The sequence below is a fragment of the Novosphingobium hassiacum genome, assembly GCF_014196055.1.
GTDB classification, from domain to species: domain Bacteria; phylum Pseudomonadota; class Alphaproteobacteria; order Sphingomonadales; family Sphingomonadaceae; genus Novosphingobium; species Novosphingobium hassiacum.
The window spans coordinates 1-20907 of the sequence record NZ_JACICY010000015.1; the positions used below are offsets into that span (position 1 = coordinate 1).

Below are 20907 nucleotides of genomic sequence, written 5' to 3' on the forward strand. Positions count from 1 at the left end.
GTCTCTTGCGGGCCGGTCGGCGGTCCTCCGCCGCTCCGCCGGCCCGCGTCGGGGGGGGGGGGGGGGGGGGGGGGGGGGGGCCGGCCCCCCCCCCGCCCGGGGGGGGGGGGGGGGGGGGGGGGGGGGGCGCCCCCCCCGCGCGGCAAGGCCGCGCGTCCGTACTGGCGTTCGCACACCCCCACCCAACCTCCCCCTCAAGGGGGAGGGGCGGGAAGTGAAAGAAAATGAAGGGTTTGCTTGGCTAGCCGTAATCACGGATTCAGAATCCCGTGGATCAAAGCGGTGCGCGCGTCGTCATCGTTTTCACCTCGGACATTCACGACCGTGTTGCCGTCACGAAGTGAGATTGAGGCAATGCGCAGCGATCCCATCTTTGCGGCTTTGTCGAAGCGCTTTTTGGGCGAGCCCGATGCTACCATTTCCGATGTCACGCCTGCGCGGCGCAATTCTGCAAGCTTTGCGTGCGCGAAGTCGATCAGCGCGTCATTCTCGACGGCAATGACCACCTCAAGCGGAACGTCATCACGCGTCCCAACCAACATCGCCAGCCGCTCGATCCCCGCAGCCCAGCCAACGGCAGGCGTGGGCGAACCGCCGAGCGCTTCCATCAGCCCGTCGTAACGCCCACCACCCAGCACGGTGCCCTGCGCACCCAACCGGTCCGTCACGAACTCAAATGCGGTGTGGCGATAATAATCCAGCCCGCGCACCAGTGCCGGAGCGCGGGTCCATGCAACTCCAGCTGCATCCAGACCGCCGGTCACCTTGGCAAAGAAGTCCTGTGCCTCAGCGCTCAAGTAATCGTCGATCTTCGGCGCATCAGCCGTGAACGGCTTATCGCGCGGGTCCTTGGAATCCAGAATCCGCAAGGGATTGCGCTCAAGCCGATCCTGCGAATCCTCGCTCAAATCACCCTTCACCGCGCGGAAGTATTCGACCAGCGCGGTGCGCCAGGCATCGCGGCTGGCACCGTCGCCCAGCGTGTTGAGCTGCAGCGTCACGCCGTCAGCAATACCCAGTTCCTTGAGCAACTGATCCGCCATCACCAGCAGTTCAACATCGGCCTGCGGCTCGCCAGCGCCGATGATTTCGGCGTCGAGCTGGTGAAACTGGCGGTAGCGGCCCTTTTGCGGGCGTTCATAGCGGAACAGCGGGCCGTGCGTCGCCACCTTCAAAGGCGCGTACTGCTGCCAGCCGTCGGTGATGTAGGCGCGCGCAATACCCGCCGTAAACTCGGGCCGCAGCGTGAGCGATTCCCCGCCGCGATCCTCGAACGAGTACATTTCCTTCGAAACAACATCGGTCGTCTCGCCCAGCGAGCGCGAGAACACCGCCGTCTTCTCGAACACCGGCATCTCGATGCGGCGGAAGCGGTAGAGCTTGCGCACGCGTTCGAAGGTCTCGACGACGAAGGCGAAGGCCTCGGCATCGGCACCGAAGATGTCCTGTGTGCCGCGAATAGCTTGGGGGGTCTGTTGGCTCATGATGGCTGCGCGATTAGCCCGAATGTGCGCAAACGAAAAGCACTGACAAAAAGGTGCGCCGCGATGGTTGCGAATGTGACCGCTTCAGGCCATGAAATGCTGCATGATCAAGAAACTCGCGGCTGCCCCGCTCCTCCTCGCCCTTTCCGTATCCACCATCGCGATCGCGCAGACCGCGCCCGGCAATTCCGCGCCCAAGGCCGTGCCGATCACGCAGACCGTGCCAGACGCGCAGGACGTGCCCTATCCCGGCACGATGCTGCTCGATATCGACGCATCGGACATCACGCGCGGCGATTACCGCGTCACGCAGACGATCCCGGTGGCGGCAGGTGCCAAGGAACTGATCGTCCAGCTTCCGCAGTGGCTTCCGGGCAACCATGGTCCGCGCGGTACGCTGTCGGAACTCGTCGACATCAAGTTCTTCGTCGATGGCAAGCCGGTCGAATGGAAGCGTGACCGGACCGAGGTTTTCGCATTCCACGTGATGCTGCCTGCGGGCGCGAAGGAAGTGGTCGCCAAGTTCATCCACACCTCGCCGCTGCAATCGGCCGAGGGGCGCATCACGATGACGCCCGAAATGCTGAACCTGCAGTGGGAAAAGATGAGCTTGTACCCCGCCGGATATTACGTGCGGCAGATCAAGGTCAAGCCGACCGTCACCTTCCCCCAAGGCTGGACGCCTGCCACCGCGCTCGATGGCATGACGATGGCGGGCAACCGCGCGACCTGGGCGGTGACCGATTACGAAACGCTGGTCGATTCGCCGATCTTTGCGGGCAAGTATTTCAAGAAGTGGGACCTCGGACAGAACGTCACGCTGAACGTGGTGGCGGACAAGCCCGAGCAGCTTGAGGCCAAGCCCGAGCACATCGATGCGCACAAGGCGCTGGTTAGCGAGGCGCGGCTGGCGTTCGGCGCAAACCACTTCGACCATTACGAATTCCTGCTGGCGCTGTCCGACAAGATCGGCGGCATCGGCCTCGAACATCACCGGTCGAGCGAAAACCAGCTTGAGCCCGAGGCCTTCACCGAGTGGGACAAGCAGGGCTGGGACCGCAACCTGTTGCCGCATGAATACTCGCACTCGTGGTCGGGCAAGTTCCGCCGCCCGGCCCGTCTGTGGACGCCTGACTATCGCCAGCCGATGCAGGGCGATCTGCTGTGGACCTATGAGGGCCAGGACCAGTTCTGGGGTGCCGTTCTGGCCGCGCGTTCGAACATGCAGGACAAGGACATCGTTCTGGGCATGCTGGCCTCGTGGGCCGGTGGCTTCACCCAGCAACCGGGGCGCGAATGGCGCTCGGTCGAAGATACCGGCTTCGATCCGGTCTTCGCTTCGCGCAAGCCCAAGCCCTACAGCTCGCTCGCGCGCAACGAGGACTATTACACCGAAGGCGCGCTGGTCTGGCTCGAGATCGACCAGATCCTGCGCGAAGGCACCGGCGGCAAGAAGTCGATCGACGATTTCGCCAAGTCGTTCTTCGGCATGCGCGACGGCGACTGGGGCCAGATCCCGTTCGAGGTCGACGAGATCGTGACCAAGCTCAATGCGCTCTACCCCTATGACTGGGCCAAGCTGATCGAAACCCGCATCAACCAGCCGGGCCAGCCCGCGCCGCTGAACGGGATCGAAAAGGGCGGCTACAAGCTGATCTGGAAGGAAGAGCCCAACCCCTACATGAAGGCCGCGATGGACTTCGGCAAAGGCCTGTCGCTGGCCAATTCGGTCGGCATCTCGATCGACAAGGACGGCAAGGTCACCGGCAGCCGGTGGGACAGCCCGGCGTTCAACGCGGGCATCGTCAGCGGCATGCAGATCACCGCGGTCAATGGCACGGCCTACAGCGCCGATGACATGAAGAAGGCGGTGACCGCCGCCAAGGGCGAAAAGGGTGCGCCGCTCGAACTGCTGGTCAAGCGCGGCAGCCGCTTCGAGACAGTGAAGATCGATTACAAGGACGGGTTGCGTTATCCGTGGCTCGAACGCGTCGCGCCGGGCAAGGCGCCGACCGGGCTCGACCTGCTGCTGACGCCGAAGCGCCCCGGCGGCGTGGCGGCTGCGGCAAAGAAGAAGAAGTAATCGTGGCAAGCAAGGCGGTGGGGCTGGGCAATCGCATTGCCCCACCGCGCTTTCTGCTGTTTCTGGGCACCTTGATCGCCAGTTTTGGCGGCTTGTGGTTTCTGGACTTTGGCGATCTGGCAGATGCGGTGGTGCTCAGCTTCGATCTGGCGGCACTGGTGTTCCTGCTGTCATTGATCCCGCTGACCCGCAAATCCGACGCCGCGACGCTGCGCCATCATGCCGATGCCAACGATGCCAATCGCATGTTGGTGCTGATCGTCACCACAGTGGCAACGCTTGTCGTGATGGCCGCGATTGCGGGTGAATTGCCCAATGCCTCTGCGGGCGACCGGATGTCGATGGTCAAGCTCGTCGGCACGCTGATTCTCACCTGGCTCTTCGCGAACAGTGTCTATGCACTGCATTACGCGCACCTTTACTACTCCAGCCGTCCAAAGACCGGCGGCGATTCGGGCGGGATAGACTTTCCGGGTGACGATGCCCCCGACTATCTCGATTTCGCCTATTTCAGCTTTACCTTGGGAATGACCTTCCAGACGTCGGACGTGCAAATCAGCGGCCGCTCGATCCGCCGCATCGCGACGCTCCATTCGTTCGCAGCCTTCATCTTCAACATCGGCGTGATCGCCTTCACGATCAACGCACTGGGATAATTGCGATCTTCCCCCGCAGGTGAGGATCGGCAGCACACTCATCCATAAGTCTTGTTGCGGTGCACAAGCGGCTTCGCTAGGGGCGGTGGCATCTTTTCCATCCCAAAGAACAGGGTAAATCCATGCGCATCGACATGATTCCGACCGGCGACAATCCGCCCGAAAGCCTCAACGTCGTCATCGAAGTGCCGATCGGCGGCGAGCCGGTAAAGTATGAGTTCGACAAGGCGTCGGGCGCGCTGTTCGTCGACCGCATCCTGCACACGCCGATGCGCTACCCGGCAAACTACGGTTTCGTGCCGCACACCTTGTCGCCCGATGGCGACCCGCTCGACGCGCTGGTGATCGCGCGTTCGCCGTTCCTGGCGGGCTCGGTCGTGCGCGCGCGCCCGATTGCGGTGCTCAATCTGGAAGACGAACATGGCGGCGATGAAAAGCTGGTCTGTGTGCCGGTCGACTCGACCTTCCCGTACTATTCGGACGTCAAGGAACGCGAAGATCTGCCCGAGATCGTGATGCAGCAGATCGAGCACTTCTTCACGCACTACAAGGACCTGGAAAAGGACAAGTGGGTGCGCGTCGGCGTATGGGGCGGGGCTGACGAAGCCCGCCGCGTCACGATCGAGGCGATCGAGCGCGCCAAGGCTGCCAAGCCAGCCTGAGTCGCACGTCAAGTCAGCAAAGGGGCCGCAAGTTCATCCGGACTTGCGGCCCCTCCTGTGTCAGTCGCCCGCGATGCTCATACCGTCGACGCGCAAGGTCGGTACGTCGATTCCGCGATAGACCTCTAGATCGTTGGCCGCCCTGAGCGAGGCGAACATGTCGATCAGATTTCCGGCAACGGTAAACTCGGCGATCGCGCCTGCAATCTGGCCGTTCACGATGCGAAAGCCTGACGCGCCACGGCTGTAATCGCCGGTTACGCCGTTGACGCCGCTGCCGATCAGTTCGGTGACGTAGATGCCGTCGGCGATGTCGGCCATCAGTTCGGCCGGGGTCTGCCGTCCGGGGCCGAGGACGACGTTGCTGGCGGTGACGTGCGGCGGCCCGGAACTGCCGCGCGATGCGTGGCCGGTCGGGCTGCTGCCGAGCTGGCGCGATGCTGCGGTGTCCATCAGCCAGCCGGTGATCCGGCCGCCTTCGACGAAGTTGCGGGGGGACGTGGGCAGGCCCTCGCCATCGAACGGGCGCGAACGCATGCCGCGCGCGACGTGCGGGTTGTCCGAGATGGTGATGGCGCTATCGAACAGTTGCTGTTCGTCGCGATCGAGCAGGAAGCTGGCGCGGCGGGCAATGGACGCGCCCGACATCGCGCCGAGCAGATGCCCGACCAACGAATTGCCGACGCGCGGATCGAACACGACCGGGAACTGGCCGCTCTTGACCCGGCCCGGATTGAGCCGCGACACCGCGCGGGTTCCGGCCTCGCTGCCGATTGTGGCGGGAGCAAGCAGGTCTGCTGCATGACGCGTGCTGTGCCAGGAATAGTCGCGCTGCATCGTGCTGCCTTCGCCCGCGACGACGCTGGCCGAAAGGCTGTGGCTCGATGCGGAATAGGCGCCTGCAAATCCGTGGCTGGTGGCGAGCGCGAACAGGCCGCGCCCGGCGCTGGCGCCTGCGCCTTCGCTGTTGGTCACGCCTGCAACGCTGCGCGCGGCATCTTCGGCCTCCTCGGCAAGGCGGCGCAGTTCAAGCGGGCTGCGTTCGGTGGGGTCATCGAGGTCGAGATCGGGCACGCCTGCGCGCAGCAGAAGGTCTTCGGGTGCAAGACCTGCGAATTTGTCGGCAGGCGCGAGTCTGGCCATCGCAACCGCGCGGCTGGCAAGCTCGTCGAGCGCAGCATCGCCGAGGTCGGTCGATCCGATCGATGCCGAAGCGCCGCCTGCGAACACGCGCAAGCCGATATGCTCGGATTCGGACCGCTCCACGTCTTCCAGCGCACCGAGCCGGACCTGCACCGATTCGGACGCATTGGCGACGTAGACGGCGTCGCTGGCATCGGCCCCTGCGCGCCGCGCACGATCGACCAGCGCTTCGCAGCGCTCCTGGGCTTGTGCGGGTGACAGCATGAAAAGGCCTTTCGCAGCGGGAATGCGCTGCGCGCGTCTAGCGCTCCCTCGGGACCGGGGCAATCGGCGCGGCGATTAGTTTTCCGCGTTCAGGCCAGCAGGGTGAGCAGCTTGAAGCACCCGGTGATCACGAACGGCAGGAGCGCGGCCAGTGCCCAGATTTTGACCTGATCACGACGGAACGCCGATTTGAACGCCAGACTGTGTGCCTGTTCGTCGCTGAGGTGTTCCCAGCGGCGTTCGAAATGGCGGAATAGCGGGATAATGGCCGCGACAAGCAGTACGAGCACGAAGACAGGCAGGATCGAAGTGCTGCTGCCCTGCATTTCGTGCATCGTCACGAAAATCTGCAGCCCGGTGTAGACCAGCAAGCCGTAGGCGACATTATCGCTCATCTTCTTGCGCCAATCGACCGAAGGCACGGTCTTGGCATGCTCGTTCTGGAGGGCCTTGTTCACGGCGCTTCCCCTGTTTGATCCAGTTCCCCCGGCAATAGAACATGCGTCGTTCCTGCCCGCAAGGTTAATCCACCGCTAACTCTCCCGGGATAGGACAGAGCCCGCGGCATGCATAAATCCTGCCAGATTGCAGCTGCGGGGTTTGAACAAGGTGACGGAACCGCTATTGAGAAGCCCAAGCGCCTGAAAAGAACCGAGCCAGATCGATGACTGTGACTGCAGACCTGACCAAGCCGACCAGTGCCGCGCCGCCGATACCGCAGGGCGGGCTGGAGGTCGTGTCGATCGCCAAGTCCTACGACAAGCGCGCTGTGCTCAGCGATATCTCGCTGTCGGTGGGCAAGGGCGAAGTGCTTGGGCTGCTCGGCCCCAACGGCGCGGGCAAGACGACCTGCTTCTATTCGATCATGGGTCTGGTGCGCCCTGATTCGGGCCGCATCCTGCTTGACGGCGTCGATATCACGAAACTGCCGATGTACCGCCGCTCGGTGCTGGGCCTCGGCTATCTGCCGCAGGAAACCTCGATTTTCCGGGGCATGACCGTCGAACAGAACATCGCCACGGTGCTCGAACTGATCGAGCCGGACAAAGTCACGCGCGAAGCCGAATTGGAGCGCCTGCTCGACGAATTTGGCCTGACGCGGTTGCGGTCGAGCCCGGCCATGGCGCTTTCGGGCGGTGAGCGCCGTCGTTGCGAAATCGCGCGGGCGCTTGCCGCGCGGCCCTCGATCATCCTGCTCGACGAGCCGTTCGCGGGCATCGACCCGCTGTCGATCAGTGACATCCGCCACCTCGTGACCGATCTCAAGGGGCGCGGCATCGGGGTGCTGATCACCGATCATAATGTGCGCGAAACGCTGGATATCGTCGACCGCGCCTGCATTATCTATGGTGGGCAGGTGCTGTTCGCGGGCAGCCCCGAGGATCTGGTGGCAGACGCCAACGTGCGCCGTCTGTACCTGGGTGAGGGCTTCACCCTGTAATGGCCCGCAAAGGGGGCATCTGACCATGGCGCTGGGCCCGAGACTCGATCTCCGGCAATCCCAGTCGCTGGTGATGACGCCGCAACTGCAGCAGGCGATCAAGCTGCTAGCGCTGTCGAACCTCGAGGTTGAGACGTTCATCGGCGAGGCGATCGACGCTAATCCACTGCTCGAGATCGGCGAATCCTCCGCGCCGGAGCCGGGAGACATGGCGCCCGAGGATCTGCGCCGGACGCATCTTGAATCATCGCCGGTGGACCAGCTTGTCGCCGAGGGCCGCGTGGCCGAGGACCGTCCGCTCGACATCGACGCGAGCGCGCTCGACCGTGACCGGGACACCGGCGACGGTGACTTTGGCGGCAGCGCGCTAGAACTGTTTTCGGGGCGCGATTCGTCGAGCAGCGGAAGCGGCGGCGAGGGCATCGACATCGACGAGCGCGGCGGCTCGGACGAGACGCTGGCCGAACACCTTCACGCCCAGATCGGCGCGACGACGTCCGACCCGCAACTGCTGTTCGTCGCCCGCTGGCTGATCGACCAGATCGACGAGGCGGGTTATTTGACGATCACGGTGAGCGAGGCGTGCAAGGCGCTCGGCCTTTCGGGGATGGTCGTCGAGCGGGCACTCGGCATGGTCCAATCGCTCGACCCGACCGGCGTCGGCGCGCGCAACCTTGCCGAATGCATCGCGCTGCAGGCCAAGGAAGCCGATCGCTACGATCCGTGCATGGCCCGGCTGATCGACAACCTCGAACTCGTTGCGCGCGGCGATGTCGCGCGGCTCAAGCGGTTGTGTCAGGTCGACGACGAAGATTTTGCCGATATGCTGGCCGAATTGCGCAGCTACAATCCCCGCCCCGGCATGGGCTTTGGTGGGGGCGTGGCCGAGGCGGTCGCGCCCGACATCCTCATACGCGCCGGCAAGACGGGCGGCTGGGACATCGCGCTCAACCAGGCGACGTTGCCCCGCCTGATCGTCAACCGCAGCTACTACGTCAAGATGCGCGGAGCCTGCATGACCAAGGACGCCAAGGCGTGGCTGGGCGAGAAGCTGGCCGACGCCAACTGGTTGATGAAGGCGCTGGACCAGCGGCAAAAGACCATTCTCAAGGTCGCGGCCGAAATCGTGAAGCAGCAGGACGGCTTCTTCCGCAGCGGCGTGGCGCATTTGCGGCCGCTGACCCTGCGCACCGTGGCCGATGCGATTTCCATGCACGAATCGACCGTCAGCCGGGTGACCTCGAACAAGTACCTGCACTGCGATCGCGGGACGTTCGAACTGAAGTACTTCTTCACCTCAGGCGTCGGGTCATCCGACGGCGAAGGAGCCTCGGCCGAGGCGGTGAAGGCGGCGATCAGACAGTTGATCGATGCCGAAACCCCAAACGCGGTGCTGTCGGACGATGCGCTGGTCGATCTGCTCAAGGCCAAGGGCTTCGATCTCGCGCGTCGCACGGTCGCCAAGTATCGCGAAGCCATCGGCCTTGGCAGCTCGGTCCAGCGGCGGCGGCAGAAGACGCTGGCCGGGGTGCGTTAGCGGGCGCTAAGCCGCCTGATCCGGCGCAGAACCGGGGCGTTCGGCCAGCATGTGCTGGATCATCCCCTGCAGATTATCGTCATATCGTGCGAGCACCTGATGGTCCTCCGCCGTATCCCAATGCGTGATCAGCTCGCGTCCGTTGAACCAGTGGAGGCCGAAACCCGGCGGATCGGCGATGATCAGGTTGCGCTGATCAGGGACACACGGGTCGATCGGGCGAAGATCGAGTGCCACTTGCGGTGCGGTCGACGGGCAGGTGGCGACGATCGTTCCCTCCCACGCCGTAGCGACAGCGCGGTGGATGTGGCCGCAGACGATGCCGATCACGTTGCTGCGACCGCGCAGGCACGAGGCCAGCCGCTCGACCCACGGTTCGGCAGGGTCGGTGTTCATCCACGCGATGCCGACTTCGACGGGGGGGTGATGCTGGACGATCAGCGTGCGGGCTTCCGGCGCCTCGTCGAGACGGGCCTTGAGCCACGCCGCGCGGGCCGCACAGAATGCGCCGCCATGCCGACCTTCTTCGAGCGTATCGAGGACGATGATCCGCAATGGACCCGTTTCGACGACGTATTGCAGAAATCCGTTGTCCAACGGAACGTGTGGAAACACCTCGGCGAAAGTGGCGCGCACGTCGTGGTTGCCAAGCGCGTAGTGAACCGGGAAGGGCAAGTTTGCAAAAGCCTCGCGCAGACGCTCGTAGCTTTCGCGGTCCCCCCGGTCGATCAGGTCACCGGTGGCGAATAGCAGGTCGGGGCGGGGCTGCATCGCAGCCAGCTCCGTCAGCACGCGGTCGAGCCGCTGCCTGTTGAATTCACCCGGGGAGTCAGGTTCGAACCCCAGGTGAATGTCGGTGACCTGCGCTATCAGCATTATCCCCCGCCGGGACGTCTTGAGCCAGATGACATAAGATTGCACCGCCGGGATTGCGACAGGAAGCTTCTCGGCAAGGAGCGTTGTGCAGTCCAGGCTGGTTGCCCGGACAAACAACGCGACGCTGGCCGAGAGGCTTCCTGTCGCAACCGCGATGCGGCGGGGCACTTTTGGCCCATCACAGCGTCAATCGTCGGTCACTATACAATGGCATGGCTCCCTCCTCTTTCCTCGTGCTGGGCCAAAAGTGCCTCCGTCACGGCGGTGCAATCTTATGTCATCTGGCTCTAGTGCAGTTTTACCGGGAACCGGGGCCTGTCGGCCACAGCCACGGTCTGCGCAGCGTCCTTCTTTCTGTCTTTCCTTGGCGCCCACGGTGCACCGTCGTCCATGTGATAGGAGTGGCACATCGCGCAGGTCGAATCGACCGGCTCTTTGACCGAAACGGTAGAAAGTTTCGCGCCTTCGCCGCCGACGTGACACGTGCGGCAGCCGCCCTTGCCGTCGATCCCGGGGACCAGCAGATCGGTTGCGTTGTTCGAAGTGCCGGCCGCGACGTGGCAATCGGCACAGTCGCTGTTCTTGTGTGGCTTATGGTCGAACCAGCCCTTCTGGTAGTAGCGATTGTTCTGCGCAACGTGGGCCACGGCAAAGCCGCCGCTCGCCGCCGTACCGCCACGCGTCACGGTATGGCAGTCGTAGCACATGCCGCCGTTCGAGAAGACTTGGGCCACGGCCTGTTCGGCACGGGTCGGGTAGAAGCGTACTGCGCGGGCGTAATCCGCAGCGGTCGAGCGCAGCGCGGCGTCACCGGGCACACGGCGGGCCATGCCTGACAGGTTGGCCGGGCGGGCGGGGGCACCGCCGCGATAGAACGAGCGCAGTTCGGCAACGACCTGTTCGGGCTCGCCGTGACGCAAGGTGCGGAAGGTGCCGCCGACCTGGTCGAAGCTGAGCGAGTGGCAGGACTGGCACGAATCCTCCATCACTACGGGCTTGAACCGCGTGCCGGTCGAATCCGATTTGTGGCAGTCGGCGCAGTCCAGTCCGTCGTTCTCGGCGAAGCGGCCCGGCATGCGGCGGACCATCTGGGCGATCCCGTTGGTCTTCGAAAGATGCTGGCCGTGCGTGAACTTGAGACCGTTGTTTTCCTTGAGCGCAGGCGACCACGAAGCGCGCTGGAACAGCGGCTTGGCCCCGTCCATGCCCGCAATGATATTGGGCTTGAACTGGGGGTGGGCCGTTCCGAAATCGGCGGCATCGGCGATCTTCGTGTCGGGCAAGCGGCTCTTCAATCCATTGTGGCAATCGGCGCAGAATTTCTGCTGGGTTGCCGGCATAGCAGCCGCGCCCTCGTGCTCGGTGTGACAATCGACACACCTGCCCGCTGGACGATTGAACGTGGTGGCGACCGCGCGCTGGAGCGCGGCGAGGCCGGTCGGTTCGCCGCGCGCCTTGAGCAGGCGGCCCTGATCGGCAACGTGCTGGTGCGCGTCCTTGGTGTGGCAGGTGAGGCAGGCGTTGTCGGTCACAGCGACGAAGGCTTGCGTATGGCAGGCCTGACAATCGCCTCCGAGGCTCTTGTGCGCAAGGCTGAGCGGGCCCGATGACCAAGACTGATCGGCATGGAAGCCATTGGGACGTCGCGCATTTTCCTGCATCGTCAGCGGCTTGTAGGTCATGTAGCTGTAGATCGGAAACGCCACGAACGAGATCAGGATGAGCAGCGCAAACGTCCAGGCGGACACGCGCTTACCCGGGAGCAAGCCCTTGAGCGTGTAGACAGAGCCGATGTCCTTGTCTTCGGCCGAATCCGAAATTGCCTCGACGCGGCGCACGGTCAGCGTCGCCGCGCCAGTCTCGTCGTCGCGCGCGACCACGATCCGGTGGCTGCCGAAGGACAGTTCGGCGCCGACCGCCGGATCGACCTGTGCCTGCAGCGTGCTGCGCCCGTTGACCTCGAACGGCTGTTCGGCAAGCGCCGAAACGCTCAGAAGGCCGTCTGCCCCTTGGGTGATCCGCGCATGAAGCGGATTGACCGCAAGGTCGGGCAGATGGATCGCGCACGCGGCCTCGCGACCGATTGACAGTTCGGGGATGTCGTAGCTCGAGGAGCGGACGATTTCCTCGCCACTGGACTTGAGCGCGATCTGGCGGACAATAAAGCTCATCTTGCGCTCACCAGTAGAAGAAGACGCTGACGACATGGGCGGAAAGCGCCGCAATCAGCGCGAAGGTCACGGGTACGTGAATATAGAGCCAAGCCTGTAGCCATGACTTGAGCTTCAGGTGCTGTCGCATCCGGCCGAGCATGGCTTCCTTGCGGGTCAGCAACTGGTCGACTTTGTCGAGCGGATCGTTCTTCGTCCGTGGCTTATACGCCCGCACCCGGCGCAGTTCGGCGGCGGCGGTGCGCGTGGCGCACTTGGGATAATTGCCGGTCAGCCGGTTGCGGAAGCTGCCCGCGAACGGATCGCCTTCGAGACTGAGATTGACCAGCATCGCGGTTTCGCTGTCGAGCGGCTGGGCCGCCTCGTGGATCTGGCGGTCGAGCGAGCGGATCGACTCGATCATCTGCTTTTCGGTGATCGCGCCTTCCTGATCATAGCGATTTTCCGAAAGCGCGCGGGGCAGGGTGGCATAGACCCAGATCCCGAAGATCCCCGAGGCGATGACGAGCAGCATCAGCGCCCATGCCAGCGTGTGGACGTTCCAGCCGAAGTGAAAGCCCGAATGCAGCGTGCCGACCACGGTCAACCCGAGGCCGAGATAGACATGCGCCGACGTCCACGCCTTGAGGCTCCACCGGCCCGGCGTGATCGCGCGCTTGCGCATGCCCAGCATGGTCAGCCACAGGATCAGCAGCGCGCCGATCGTGCCGAGCGTGTAGCCCAGCCAGCTCGATCCGAAGTGCTGCCCCGACAGTGGCACGAAGATGTACAGCGCGATCAGCGCGATCGCGAGCGCGGCCGAAAGCTTGGCCCAGAACATGTTGTTGTGGCGCAGGAAGCCTTCGTGCGTGCTCGTGCGCTCGCGGCTGGCCCCGGTGCGTTTCTTGGGTGCGATGGTCGCCATCGGCTCAGGCCCCTTCGTTTTCGAGGCGGGCGACGGTCAGGAACTCGTCGGGCGAAACGCGGATGGCAGCGCCCGTCGGGCAGGCGCGCACGCAACTGGGTCCGCCTTCGATCCCTGCGCACATATCGCACTTGATCGCTTTCTTGCGGTCGAGCGCCTCGTCCACCGCAGGGTTGCCGGTGTATTTGGTGTTCTTCTTCGACCACTTGTACGATGGCTCGCCCGGTCCCGGGCCGGCGCCGAACAGCAGCCAGTTGAGCAGCGAAGGCTTTTTCGGCGGGACCTTGTCCATCCGGATCACGCCATAGGGGCAGTTGCGCTGGCAGTTGCCGCAGCCGATGCAGGTATCGTCGATGAACACTTCGCCGTCCGGCCCGCGATGGATCGCATTTGGCGGGCAGTCGGCCATGCAATGCGGATGTTCGCAATGGCGGCACGATGTCGGCACGTGGAGGTGCGCGAAGCTCTTGCCCGCCTCACGGTCCAATCGTGACAGGCCATCGTGGCTGTCGGCGCAGGCCTTTTCGCAGTTGTCGCAGCCCACGCACAGCCGCTCGTCGATCAGCAGCACGTCGGTTGCCTCGCCCAGCCCTTGCGCGACCAGGAACTTGGCCTGTTCCGAATAGAGATCGACCACGCCCGAGAAGCTGTCCTTCTTCGATTCGATGAAGGCGTTGGTCTTGCGGCGGACCTCCATTTCCTTGCGCGCGCGTTCGAGCAGCGCGGGCTTGGCCGCGAGCACGCGGCGGAAAGCCTTGCCGTCGATCTTGATCACTTCGCTCTTGATCGCGGCGCGGACCGTAGCGGTGCGCTGGCCGCCGTCGATCACCGCCATTTCGCCGACATAGGACCCCGATGGCAGGTACGACAGGAACACCGGCTTCCCGCCGACTTCCTTTTCCACCACCATCGAGCCGACGCGGATCACGTAGATGTCGCGGTCCTCATCGCCTTCGTTGATGATCGCTTCGCCTGCACGAACCTGCTGGATCTTCGATGTCTCGACCACTTCGGCGATGTCGGCGCTGGTAAGTCCCGAGCCGAACATCTGCAGGATCTGGCGTTCGGTCGAAATGCGTTCGATCGCGCGCTTGGCGGTGGGCACCTGGCTTTGCAGTTTGAGTGCGGCGTTGCGGCTGATTTCGATGCAGATCGTGTCTTCGGCGGCGACGATCGTCGCGCCGCGCTTGCGGCCCGAGATCAGGCCGACTTCGCCAAAGATCGTGCCGCTGGGGATGGCGACGATCTTGGACGGATCGTTGGTATCGAGCCGTACGTGCACCGAACCCGAAGCAATCGCGAACAGCGACGAGCCCGGATCGTTCTTCTCGAAGATCGTCGCGCCCTTGGCATAGGCCCGCGCCGATGAATCGAGCATGAATTCGCGCAGCTGCAGCGTGGTCATGCCGTCGAGGATCGCGACATTCGTGCGCAGGAATTCCAACCATTCATTGACCGAACGCTTGCCCGGAAGCCCTGCGAACTTGGCTTCGAGCAGTGGCTCGTCCGCAGGTTTCAGGCCGGTGTTGCCATTGACGAATTCGACGACGTCATAGCCCTGATTCATGCAGTGCTTGATCAGCGGGTAACCCGCCAATGCACCGATCACGAAGATGCCAGGCGCGGTCGATTCGAATTGCGGGGTCAGCGTCGGGAAGGCGAGGCGGTCGGCGCTGGCAAATTCGATGCCGCACCCTTCGACGAAGGCGCGGGGCGGGGCAGAGCCGATTCGCGCGATGATCCGGTCGCAGCGGATGCGCTCTTCGCCATCGCGCGTGGACAGCGTGATCCAGCCGGGCTCGACCGATTTGGTCTCGGTCTCGTAGCGGATCGACAGCTTGCCTGCCGCGTCGTCTTCGACCAGCGCCTTGGCGTTGGGCTCCTTGGCGGTCGCAAAACTTTCGCGCACGTTGGTCGATTTTGGGCTGCGGTTGAGCACGGTGACCGTGTTGCCCTGTGCCGAATCCTCGACCAGGCCGCGCGCGTTCTCGATCCCGGCGTCGCCTGTGCCCACCACGATGATATGCTGGTCGAGCACTGCATAGGGATCGTCGAGTTGGTAGGTGACGTGGGGCAGGTCGCCGCCGGGGCAGCGCATCAGGTTGGGATTGCCCTGCGTGCCGATCGCCAGAATGACGTTTTCTGCGATGACCGTCTGCCCATTGGTCAGCTCGATCGCATAGGGCGGAGCATAACGCTGCAGTTCGGTGGTCGTGGACGAACCGTCACGTGCGCGCGAAACGATCTTCTGGATCGAGCCGGGGATCGCCTCGCCGGTGCCCTTGATCGACTTTACGTCCGCGTTGAACATCACGTTGACGCCAAGATCGGTCGTGCGGCGCTGCCACTTGTCGAGGATGTCTTCTTTCTTGCCGGCGTCGAACTCCTGATCGGACCGCAGGATCAGCTGCGATGGCGTGGCCATCACATGCTTGCCCTTCTGATACTTGTAGATCGTGTCCGAGAGGTGATCGGTCTTTTCGAGCAGCACATGGCTCAGGCCAAGCTGCGCCGCGCGGCCCGCTGCGCTCATACCCGCAGGGCCCGACCCGATAATCGCTACCTTGAAAACCTCGCCCACCGGTGTGCGTCCCCCGCATCGCGCGCAAGGACGGCGCGTGTGCCCACGCCTGCCCTTATTCAAATCCGATTTGCGAACCCCGTCTGCCGCTGACTTTAACGCAAGCGCCGTGCAAAGCCAGCCGCAATTTGCGGCAAAGCGAACGATCCTCATGCCAGACGTCTGGCGGCTTGCGCGGGACCTGCCCGGCGGGATATGCGCAAGGGTGCGACGGATGACCGCCGACAGGAGCTAGCGATGACCGAACCCCAGCCACCGCTACAGTCCGCAACGGGCGAATCGGCGCACGTCGTGTCGTCGGGACCATCTCGATTCGGCAAGATCGCCTTGGCCGCGGCGGCGTTGATTGCGCTAGGGGCCGGGGGCTACGCGATGATGCGTGGCCCGGAAAATCCGCCGCCCGCTGCGCAGCCGCCGGCCGCGACACCCAGCCAGCAGCCTTCGGTCGACGATGTCATCGCCAAGCTGGAAAAGAAACTGGCCGAAAATCCCGAGGATGCCGAAGGCTGGCGCATGTTGGGCTGGTCGTATTTCCAGACCGAGCGTTATGCCGAGGCGGCCACTGCGCTGAAGAGCGCGACCAAGCTGGACCCAGAACATGCCGAGACCTGGTCGTTCCTGGGCGAGGCGCTGGTGCTTGCCAGCAAGGAAGAGGGTCGGATGCCGCGCGATGCCAAGGCGGCGTTCGACAAGGCGATCAAGCTCGATCCCAAGGATGCGAGAGCGCGGTACTTCCAGGCCGTCGCGATGGACCTGTCCGGCCGTCATCGTCAGGCGATCAACGCGTGGTTCGGCCTGCTCGAAGATACGCCCGCCGACGCACCCTATGCCGAAGACATCCGCGAAGTGATTCGCAACGTTGGCACCAAGTGGAAGATCGAGGTCGACAAGCGGCTGGCCGAAGTCCACCCCGCCGCGCCTGCCAATGGCGTCATTACCGACGGTCCGCACAAGGCAGCCGCCGGCATTCCCGGACCGACTTCGGACGAGATAAAGGCGGCCTCAGCCCTGCCGAAGGGGCAGCAGGAAGCGATGATTCAGGGGATGGTCGGCAGCTTGGAAGCCAAGCTCGCTCAAGATCCCGCCAATGCCGACCGCTGGATCATGCTGATGCGCAGCCGGATGCAACTGGGTGAACCGCGCAAGGCCGCAGAAGCGTTGCAGAAGGGGCTCGCGGCATTCCGCAACGATGGCGCGTCGGCGCGCAAACTGCGTGAGGCTGCGTCGAGCCTCGGCGTTGCCGGGGCCTGAACCGACGGACCCTGTGCCGATTCGCAAGTTCCTGACGTTAACCCTGATCCGCGGACAGATCGGCCACTAATGAACGGATGATTCATTGTGGCACACCGACGATCTGCTCCAAAAACACTTATGTTTGAATCATTCGCGACGAATTTCGAATCATTACTGCGGCATTGGCGCCCGATGCGCAGCCTTTCGTGACTTGCGTTTACAGCTAATTAACCTTTCATGTTCATTCCTCCTATGGTTAATGGCATGCAATCCCGGTTGAGCCAGGGTTGGTTGCCACGGGGAAATGGCAAGTAAGGGGCGGATCTATGCGCGTACTGCTGATCGAAGACGAACCGACGACCGCCAAGGCGATCGAACTGATGCTGACGACCGAAGGGTTCAACGTCTATTCGACGGATCTGGGCGAAGAAGGCCTCGATCTGGGCAAGCTGTATGATTACGACATCATCCTGCTCGACCTCAATCTGCCGGATATGCACGGCTACGACGTGCTCAAAAAGCTGCGCGTCGCCAAGGTGCAGACCCCGGTGCTGATCCTCTCGGGTATTTCCGAAATGGACAGCAAGGTCCGCTCGTTCGGCTTCGGTGCCGACGACTACGTGACCAAGCCGTTCCATCGCGAAGAACTGATTGCCCGCATCCATGCAGTCGTGCGTCGTTCCAAGGGTCACTCGCAGTCGGTCATCCGCACTGGCAAGCTGTCGGTCAACCTCGACGCCAAGACCGTCGAAGTCGATGGCGCCCGCGTGCACCTGACTGGCAAGGAATACGCGATGCTGGAACTGCTCTCGCTGCGCAAGGGCACCACGCTGACCAAGGAAATGTTCCTCAACCACCTTTACGGTGGGATGGACGAACCCGAACTCAAGATCATCGACGTGTTCATCTGCAAGCTGCGCAAGAAGCTGGCGCACGCCTGTGGTGGTGACAACTACATCGAAACCGTGTGGGGCCGTGGCTACGTGCTGCGCGATCCCGATGAGGTTGCGGCGACCGAAGCCGCCTGACGCGGATTTCCCGATTTCACGAAGACGGCTCGCCCTGATCGGCGGGCCGTCTTCGTTTGGCCGTCCACGCCGGAACCGATGTTGTCGCCCGATGCTTTTCCCAAGTGATAACTGGAGCATGGGACATGGCGAAGGAACTGAAGGCAGGCGATAAGGTCGCGTGGAGTAGCCACGGTGGTGAAGCTCACGGCAAGGTCGTTCGCAAGGTCGAAAAGCCGATGACGATCAAGGGCCACAAGGTCGCCGCATCGAAGGACAATCCCGAATATCTCGTGGAAACCGGCGAAGGGAAGCGCGCCGCGCACAAGCCGGAATCGCTGCGCCGTGACTGAAGCGTCTCGCACATTCAAGCCGACCACGAAGATGGCGTCGGCGGCCCGGCGCGGACTGCGTCTGCGCGAGCGCTTCGGCAGGGGTGGGACCGAGGTCGGCCTGCATCGCGCCTGGCAGCTTGCCGCCGGTGACAGCCTCAGCGCGACCGAGGTAAAGGCGATGTACAGCTACTTCGCGCGCCACGCGGTCGACAAGGATGCTGCGGGCGATGGCTGGAACACCGACAGGGAGCCTTCTGCCGGGTTCATCGCTTGGTTGCTCTGGGGCGGCGATGCGGGGCGCGCCTGGGCCGGGCGCCAGCGCAAGACGCTCGACTGATGTTCCGCGCGCTTGCCACGGGCGCAATGTCCTGCCAATTCGCGGCCCGCAACTCCAAGGGCTCTCATGACTGCGCACAAATCCGGTGATCCGATCACGCTCAACCGGCTCTACGGCCGGGCCAAGGGCAAGCCGCTTCGGCAGGGCCAGCAAGGTTTGGTCGATACCTTGCTTCCCCGGATCGCCATGCCCGGCGAAGGGCCGATCACGTCCGAAGCGCTCTTCGGCGATGCACGGCAGCTCCATTTCGAGATCGGTTTCGGCGGGGGCGAACACATGGCGTTTCGCGCCGACATGCTCCCCGATCATGGCTTCATCGGCGCCGAACCGTTCCTCAACGGGGTAGCGCAGGCGCTGACCCATGTCGCGGGCGACAACGGCACCCACCCCCCGCTGGGCAATGTGCGCATCCACCACGGCGATGCGCTCGAGGTCCTGCAGCGCATTCCCGACGGCGCGCTGTCGTTCGTCTACCTGCTGCACCCCGACCCGTGGCCCAAGGCGCGCCATGCCAAGCGGCGGATGATGAACGACGGGCCGCTCGATCTGATCGCCGCCAAGCTGCGCCCCGGTGGCGAATTCCGCTTCGGCACCGACCATGACGTCTACGTGCGCCATGCGTTGATGGTCATGCGTCGCCACAAGCACCAGTTCGAATGGCTGATCAACGATGCGCGCGACTTTCAGGTCCGACCTGGCGGTTGGCCGGAGACGCGGTACGAACACAAAGCACGGACCGTCTACGGCCACGAAGTCTGGTACTTTAAATTTAGGCGTAGGTAAGGCGTAGCCTGGCGTAGAAAAAGAAAGGTTTTCTAGTGTTTTAGGTGCGATGCTGTGGCTTGGAGTTTCCCGCGATTTCCGTTATGGTGATTACCCGGTGATTACCGAGAGGGGTCACGAGGCTTGAGCGGAGGCGCAAATGGCGACAGGAAAGGTCATCAAGCGGACGGTCGATGCGCTGCGTGCAGCAGGCATTGACGGGTTCCTTTGGGATGAGGATCTGAAAGGGTTTGGCGTCAGGACTCTGACATCCGGTGCGGCGACCTATGTGTTGCAGTATCGCATGGGCGGTAGAGAAGCGAAGACGCGGCGCTACACCATCGGCAGCCATGGTTCGCCCTGGACACCTGTCACAGCGCGTGCCGAAGCCGAACGGTTGCAGATTCTCGTGGCACAAGGCATCGATCCAGCCGAGGCGGACAAGCAGCGTCGCCGCGAAGCGGTTGATCTGGCATTTTCGAATTACGCAGATCGGTTCACCAAGTCCTGTGACCCCAAAGGCTGGGGCCGCGTCGTCGAGCAGGGCTTGAGAATTCACATCAAACCGGTGCTTCGGGATAAGGCCCTTACCAAAATTACCCGGATAGACGTGGTCGAGGTCTTCGATCGCATGCCGCCCAATCAGCAGGCGAATCGCCGGAATGTTTTTGCGGTGCTCCGCCGGTTATTCAAATGGGCGATCAGCCGGGGGGACATCGACCGGAGCCCAATGGAGGGTATGGAAACACCGCCGGCCGTTAAGGCCCGGGATCGGTGGCTTTCCGATGATGAGTTGCGCCGCATCTGGACTGTGGCTCCGCAAACCCACCGATGCTTTGGGCCGATCGTGCGCCTGCTCATCGTAACCGGGCAACGCCGGGAGGAGGTGGCCAGTCTATCGTGGGCAGAGGTTAGCCGCGCTGACCGGCTATGGCGCCTCCCCTCGGAGCGGGCCAAGAATGGAGAACCAAACTCAGTTCCGCTCAATGATCTTGCTATCGCCATCCTCGACGAAGTCGCGCGCGGCCCTAACTGGCCACGTCGTGGCCGTGTTTTTGCGACATCCACGGGTCATAATTTCACTGCCTACGACAAGGGCAAGAAGAAGGTCGACAAACTCCTCAACGAGGACGGCGGGGAGCCCGTTGCCCCATGGCGCCTCCATGACCTTCGCCGCACAGTTGCGACCGGTTTGCAGCGCTTGGGAGTGAGGTTCGAGGTGACCGAGGCGATCCTCAATCACGTCGGGGCGTCGCGATCAGGGGTCGCTGCGATCTATCAGCGACATGATTGGAAGATAGAAAAAGAGCAAGCGATGCGGGACTGGGGTTCTCACCTTCAGGCGGTTCTGGGCCATGGCCCTAGCCTGATCCCTGCTCCTGCCGATTTTGAAATCGAACAGGCTGCATAGCGCCTGCGATAGGCTGAGCG

Annotated in this window: 18 protein-coding genes; 11 read left to right on the forward strand and 7 right to left on the reverse strand. The window is 63.4% G+C overall.

The annotated features are described in order from the left end of the window. Positions 1–251: 251 nt before the first annotated feature. A complete protein-coding gene (hisS, locus tag GGQ88_RS18580; protein ID WP_183614968.1) occupies positions 252–1484 on the reverse strand; it encodes a histidine--tRNA ligase in 1233 nt (410 codons plus the stop codon). Positions 1485–1587: 103 nt separating this feature from the next. Between hisS and GGQ88_RS18585 the strand changes: the two genes are divergently transcribed. The 3 genes from GGQ88_RS18585 (at position 1588) to ppa (ending at position 4885) form a co-directional block, all read left to right on the forward strand. Further along, a complete protein-coding gene (locus GGQ88_RS18585; RefSeq protein WP_183614969.1) occupies positions 1588–3567 on the forward strand; it encodes a M61 family metallopeptidase in 1980 nt (659 codons plus the stop codon). A gap of 2 nt (positions 3568–3569) precedes the next feature. Continuing rightward, entirely contained in the window at positions 3570–4223 is a 654-nt protein-coding gene (locus GGQ88_RS18590; RefSeq protein ID WP_183614970.1) for a DUF1345 domain-containing protein, read from the forward strand. A 122-nt stretch (positions 4224–4345) separates the two neighbouring features. Further along, on the forward strand, positions 4346–4885 hold the full coding sequence (gene ppa / locus GGQ88_RS18595; RefSeq protein ID WP_183614971.1) for an inorganic diphosphatase: 540 nt from the start codon (positions 4346–4348) through the stop codon (positions 4883–4885). A 60-nt stretch (positions 4886–4945) separates the two neighbouring features. Here ppa and GGQ88_RS18600 read toward each other — a convergent pair whose 3' ends face one another. Next, positions 4946–6292, reverse strand: coding sequence for a TldD/PmbA family protein (locus tag GGQ88_RS18600; protein ID WP_183614972.1), 1347 nt, complete (start codon positions 6290–6292; stop codon positions 4946–4948). Positions 6293–6381: 89 nt separating this feature from the next. Then, the gene (locus GGQ88_RS18605) at positions 6382–6750 is read right to left on the reverse strand and encodes a hypothetical protein (protein ID WP_183614973.1); all 369 of its coding nucleotides are present in this window, start codon (positions 6748–6750) and stop codon (positions 6382–6384) included. Positions 6751–6956: 206 nt separating this feature from the next. Between GGQ88_RS18605 and lptB the strand changes: the two genes are divergently transcribed. Both lptB and rpoN read left to right on the forward strand, forming a co-directional pair. Next, a complete protein-coding gene (gene lptB, locus GGQ88_RS18610; RefSeq protein ID WP_183614974.1) occupies positions 6957–7733 on the forward strand; it encodes an LPS export ABC transporter ATP-binding protein in 777 nt (258 codons plus the stop codon). A 25-nt stretch (positions 7734–7758) separates the two neighbouring features. Further along, positions 7759–9270, forward strand: a complete 1512-nt coding sequence (rpoN, locus tag GGQ88_RS18615; RefSeq protein ID WP_183614975.1) for an RNA polymerase factor sigma-54 — start codon at positions 7759–7761, stop codon at positions 9268–9270. Between the two features lie 6 nt (positions 9271–9276). Here rpoN and GGQ88_RS18620 read toward each other — a convergent pair whose 3' ends face one another. The 4 genes from GGQ88_RS18620 to GGQ88_RS18635 all read right to left on the reverse strand — a co-directional run bounded on the left by GGQ88_RS18620 (position 9277) and on the right by GGQ88_RS18635 (position 15802). Beyond that, on the reverse strand, positions 9277–10146 hold the full coding sequence (locus GGQ88_RS18620) for a phosphodiesterase (protein WP_183615017.1): 870 nt from the start codon (positions 10144–10146) through the stop codon (positions 9277–9279). A gap of 287 nt (positions 10147–10433) precedes the next feature. Then, positions 10434–12317 (reverse strand): cytochrome c3 family protein, encoded by a 1884-nt coding sequence (locus GGQ88_RS18625; RefSeq protein ID WP_183614976.1) that lies wholly within the window; start codon positions 12315–12317, stop codon positions 10434–10436. Between the two features lie 7 nt (positions 12318–12324). Next, entirely contained in the window at positions 12325–13221 is an 897-nt protein-coding gene (locus GGQ88_RS18630) for a hypothetical protein (protein WP_183614977.1), read from the reverse strand. A gap of 4 nt (positions 13222–13225) precedes the next feature. Beyond that, positions 13226–15802 (reverse strand): cyclic nucleotide-binding domain-containing protein, encoded by a 2577-nt coding sequence (locus GGQ88_RS18635; RefSeq protein ID WP_183614978.1) that lies wholly within the window; start codon positions 15800–15802, stop codon positions 13226–13228. A gap of 237 nt (positions 15803–16039) precedes the next feature. Between GGQ88_RS18635 and GGQ88_RS18640 the strand changes: the two genes are divergently transcribed. From GGQ88_RS18640 to GGQ88_RS18665, 6 genes are all read left to right on the forward strand, one after another. Next, positions 16040–17053 (forward strand): tetratricopeptide repeat protein, encoded by a 1014-nt coding sequence (locus GGQ88_RS18640; protein ID WP_183614979.1) that lies wholly within the window; start codon positions 16040–16042, stop codon positions 17051–17053. A gap of 308 nt (positions 17054–17361) precedes the next feature. Continuing rightward, positions 17362–18063 (forward strand): response regulator transcription factor CtrA, encoded by a 702-nt coding sequence (gene ctrA / locus GGQ88_RS18645; RefSeq protein ID WP_183614980.1) that lies wholly within the window; start codon positions 17362–17364, stop codon positions 18061–18063. Positions 18064–18188: 125 nt separating this feature from the next. Continuing rightward, positions 18189–18395, forward strand: coding sequence for a hypervirulence associated TUDOR domain-containing protein (locus GGQ88_RS18650; protein ID WP_183614981.1), 207 nt, complete (start codon positions 18189–18191; stop codon positions 18393–18395). Further along, positions 18388–18714 carry a hypothetical protein gene (locus GGQ88_RS18655; RefSeq protein WP_221214775.1) on the forward strand — a complete coding sequence of 109 codons (327 nt, stop codon included), beginning with the start codon at positions 18388–18390 and terminating at the stop codon, positions 18712–18714. The genes GGQ88_RS18650 and GGQ88_RS18655 overlap by 8 nt, the downstream gene beginning before the upstream one ends. Before the next feature lie 66 nt (positions 18715–18780). Next, positions 18781–19497: a tRNA (guanine(46)-N(7))-methyltransferase TrmB gene (trmB, locus tag GGQ88_RS18660; RefSeq protein WP_183614982.1), complete on the forward strand. Its 717-nt coding sequence runs from the start codon at positions 18781–18783 to the stop codon at positions 19495–19497. Positions 19498–19636: 139 nt separating this feature from the next. Continuing rightward, a complete protein-coding gene (locus GGQ88_RS18665; RefSeq protein WP_183614983.1) occupies positions 19637–20887 on the forward strand; it encodes a tyrosine-type recombinase/integrase in 1251 nt (416 codons plus the stop codon). Positions 20888–20907 lie beyond the last annotated feature (20 nt).

Coding starts and splice junctions, on each gene's coding strand:
- hisS (WP_183614968.1), bottom strand. CDS start 1,484: ATGAGCCAACAGACCCCCCAAGCTATTCGCGGCACACAGGACATCTTC.
- GGQ88_RS18585 (WP_183614969.1), top strand. CDS start 1,588: ATGATCAAGAAACTCGCGGCTGCCCCGCTCCTCCTCGCCCTTTCCGTA.
- ppa (WP_183614971.1), top strand. CDS start 4,346: ATGCGCATCGACATGATTCCGACCGGCGACAATCCGCCCGAAAGCCTC.
- GGQ88_RS18600 (WP_183614972.1), bottom strand. CDS start 6,292: ATGCTGTCACCCGCACAAGCCCAGGAGCGCTGCGAAGCGCTGGTCGAT.
- lptB (WP_183614974.1), top strand. CDS start 6,957: ATGACTGTGACTGCAGACCTGACCAAGCCGACCAGTGCCGCGCCGCCG.
- rpoN (WP_183614975.1), top strand. CDS start 7,759: ATGGCGCTGGGCCCGAGACTCGATCTCCGGCAATCCCAGTCGCTGGTG.
- GGQ88_RS18620 (WP_183615017.1), bottom strand. CDS start 10,146: ATGCTGATAGCGCAGGTCACCGACATTCACCTGGGGTTCGAACCTGAC.
- GGQ88_RS18625 (WP_183614976.1), bottom strand. CDS start 12,317: ATGAGCTTTATTGTCCGCCAGATCGCGCTCAAGTCCAGTGGCGAGGAA.
- GGQ88_RS18630 (WP_183614977.1), bottom strand. CDS start 13,221: ATGGCGACCATCGCACCCAAGAAACGCACCGGGGCCAGCCGCGAGCGC.
- GGQ88_RS18640 (WP_183614979.1), top strand. CDS start 16,040: ATGACCGAACCCCAGCCACCGCTACAGTCCGCAACGGGCGAATCGGCG.
- ctrA (WP_183614980.1), top strand. CDS start 17,362: ATGCGCGTACTGCTGATCGAAGACGAACCGACGACCGCCAAGGCGATC.
- GGQ88_RS18650 (WP_183614981.1), top strand. CDS start 18,189: ATGGCGAAGGAACTGAAGGCAGGCGATAAGGTCGCGTGGAGTAGCCAC.
- trmB (WP_183614982.1), top strand. CDS start 18,781: ATGACTGCGCACAAATCCGGTGATCCGATCACGCTCAACCGGCTCTAC.
- GGQ88_RS18665 (WP_183614983.1), top strand. CDS start 19,637: ATGGCGACAGGAAAGGTCATCAAGCGGACGGTCGATGCGCTGCGTGCA.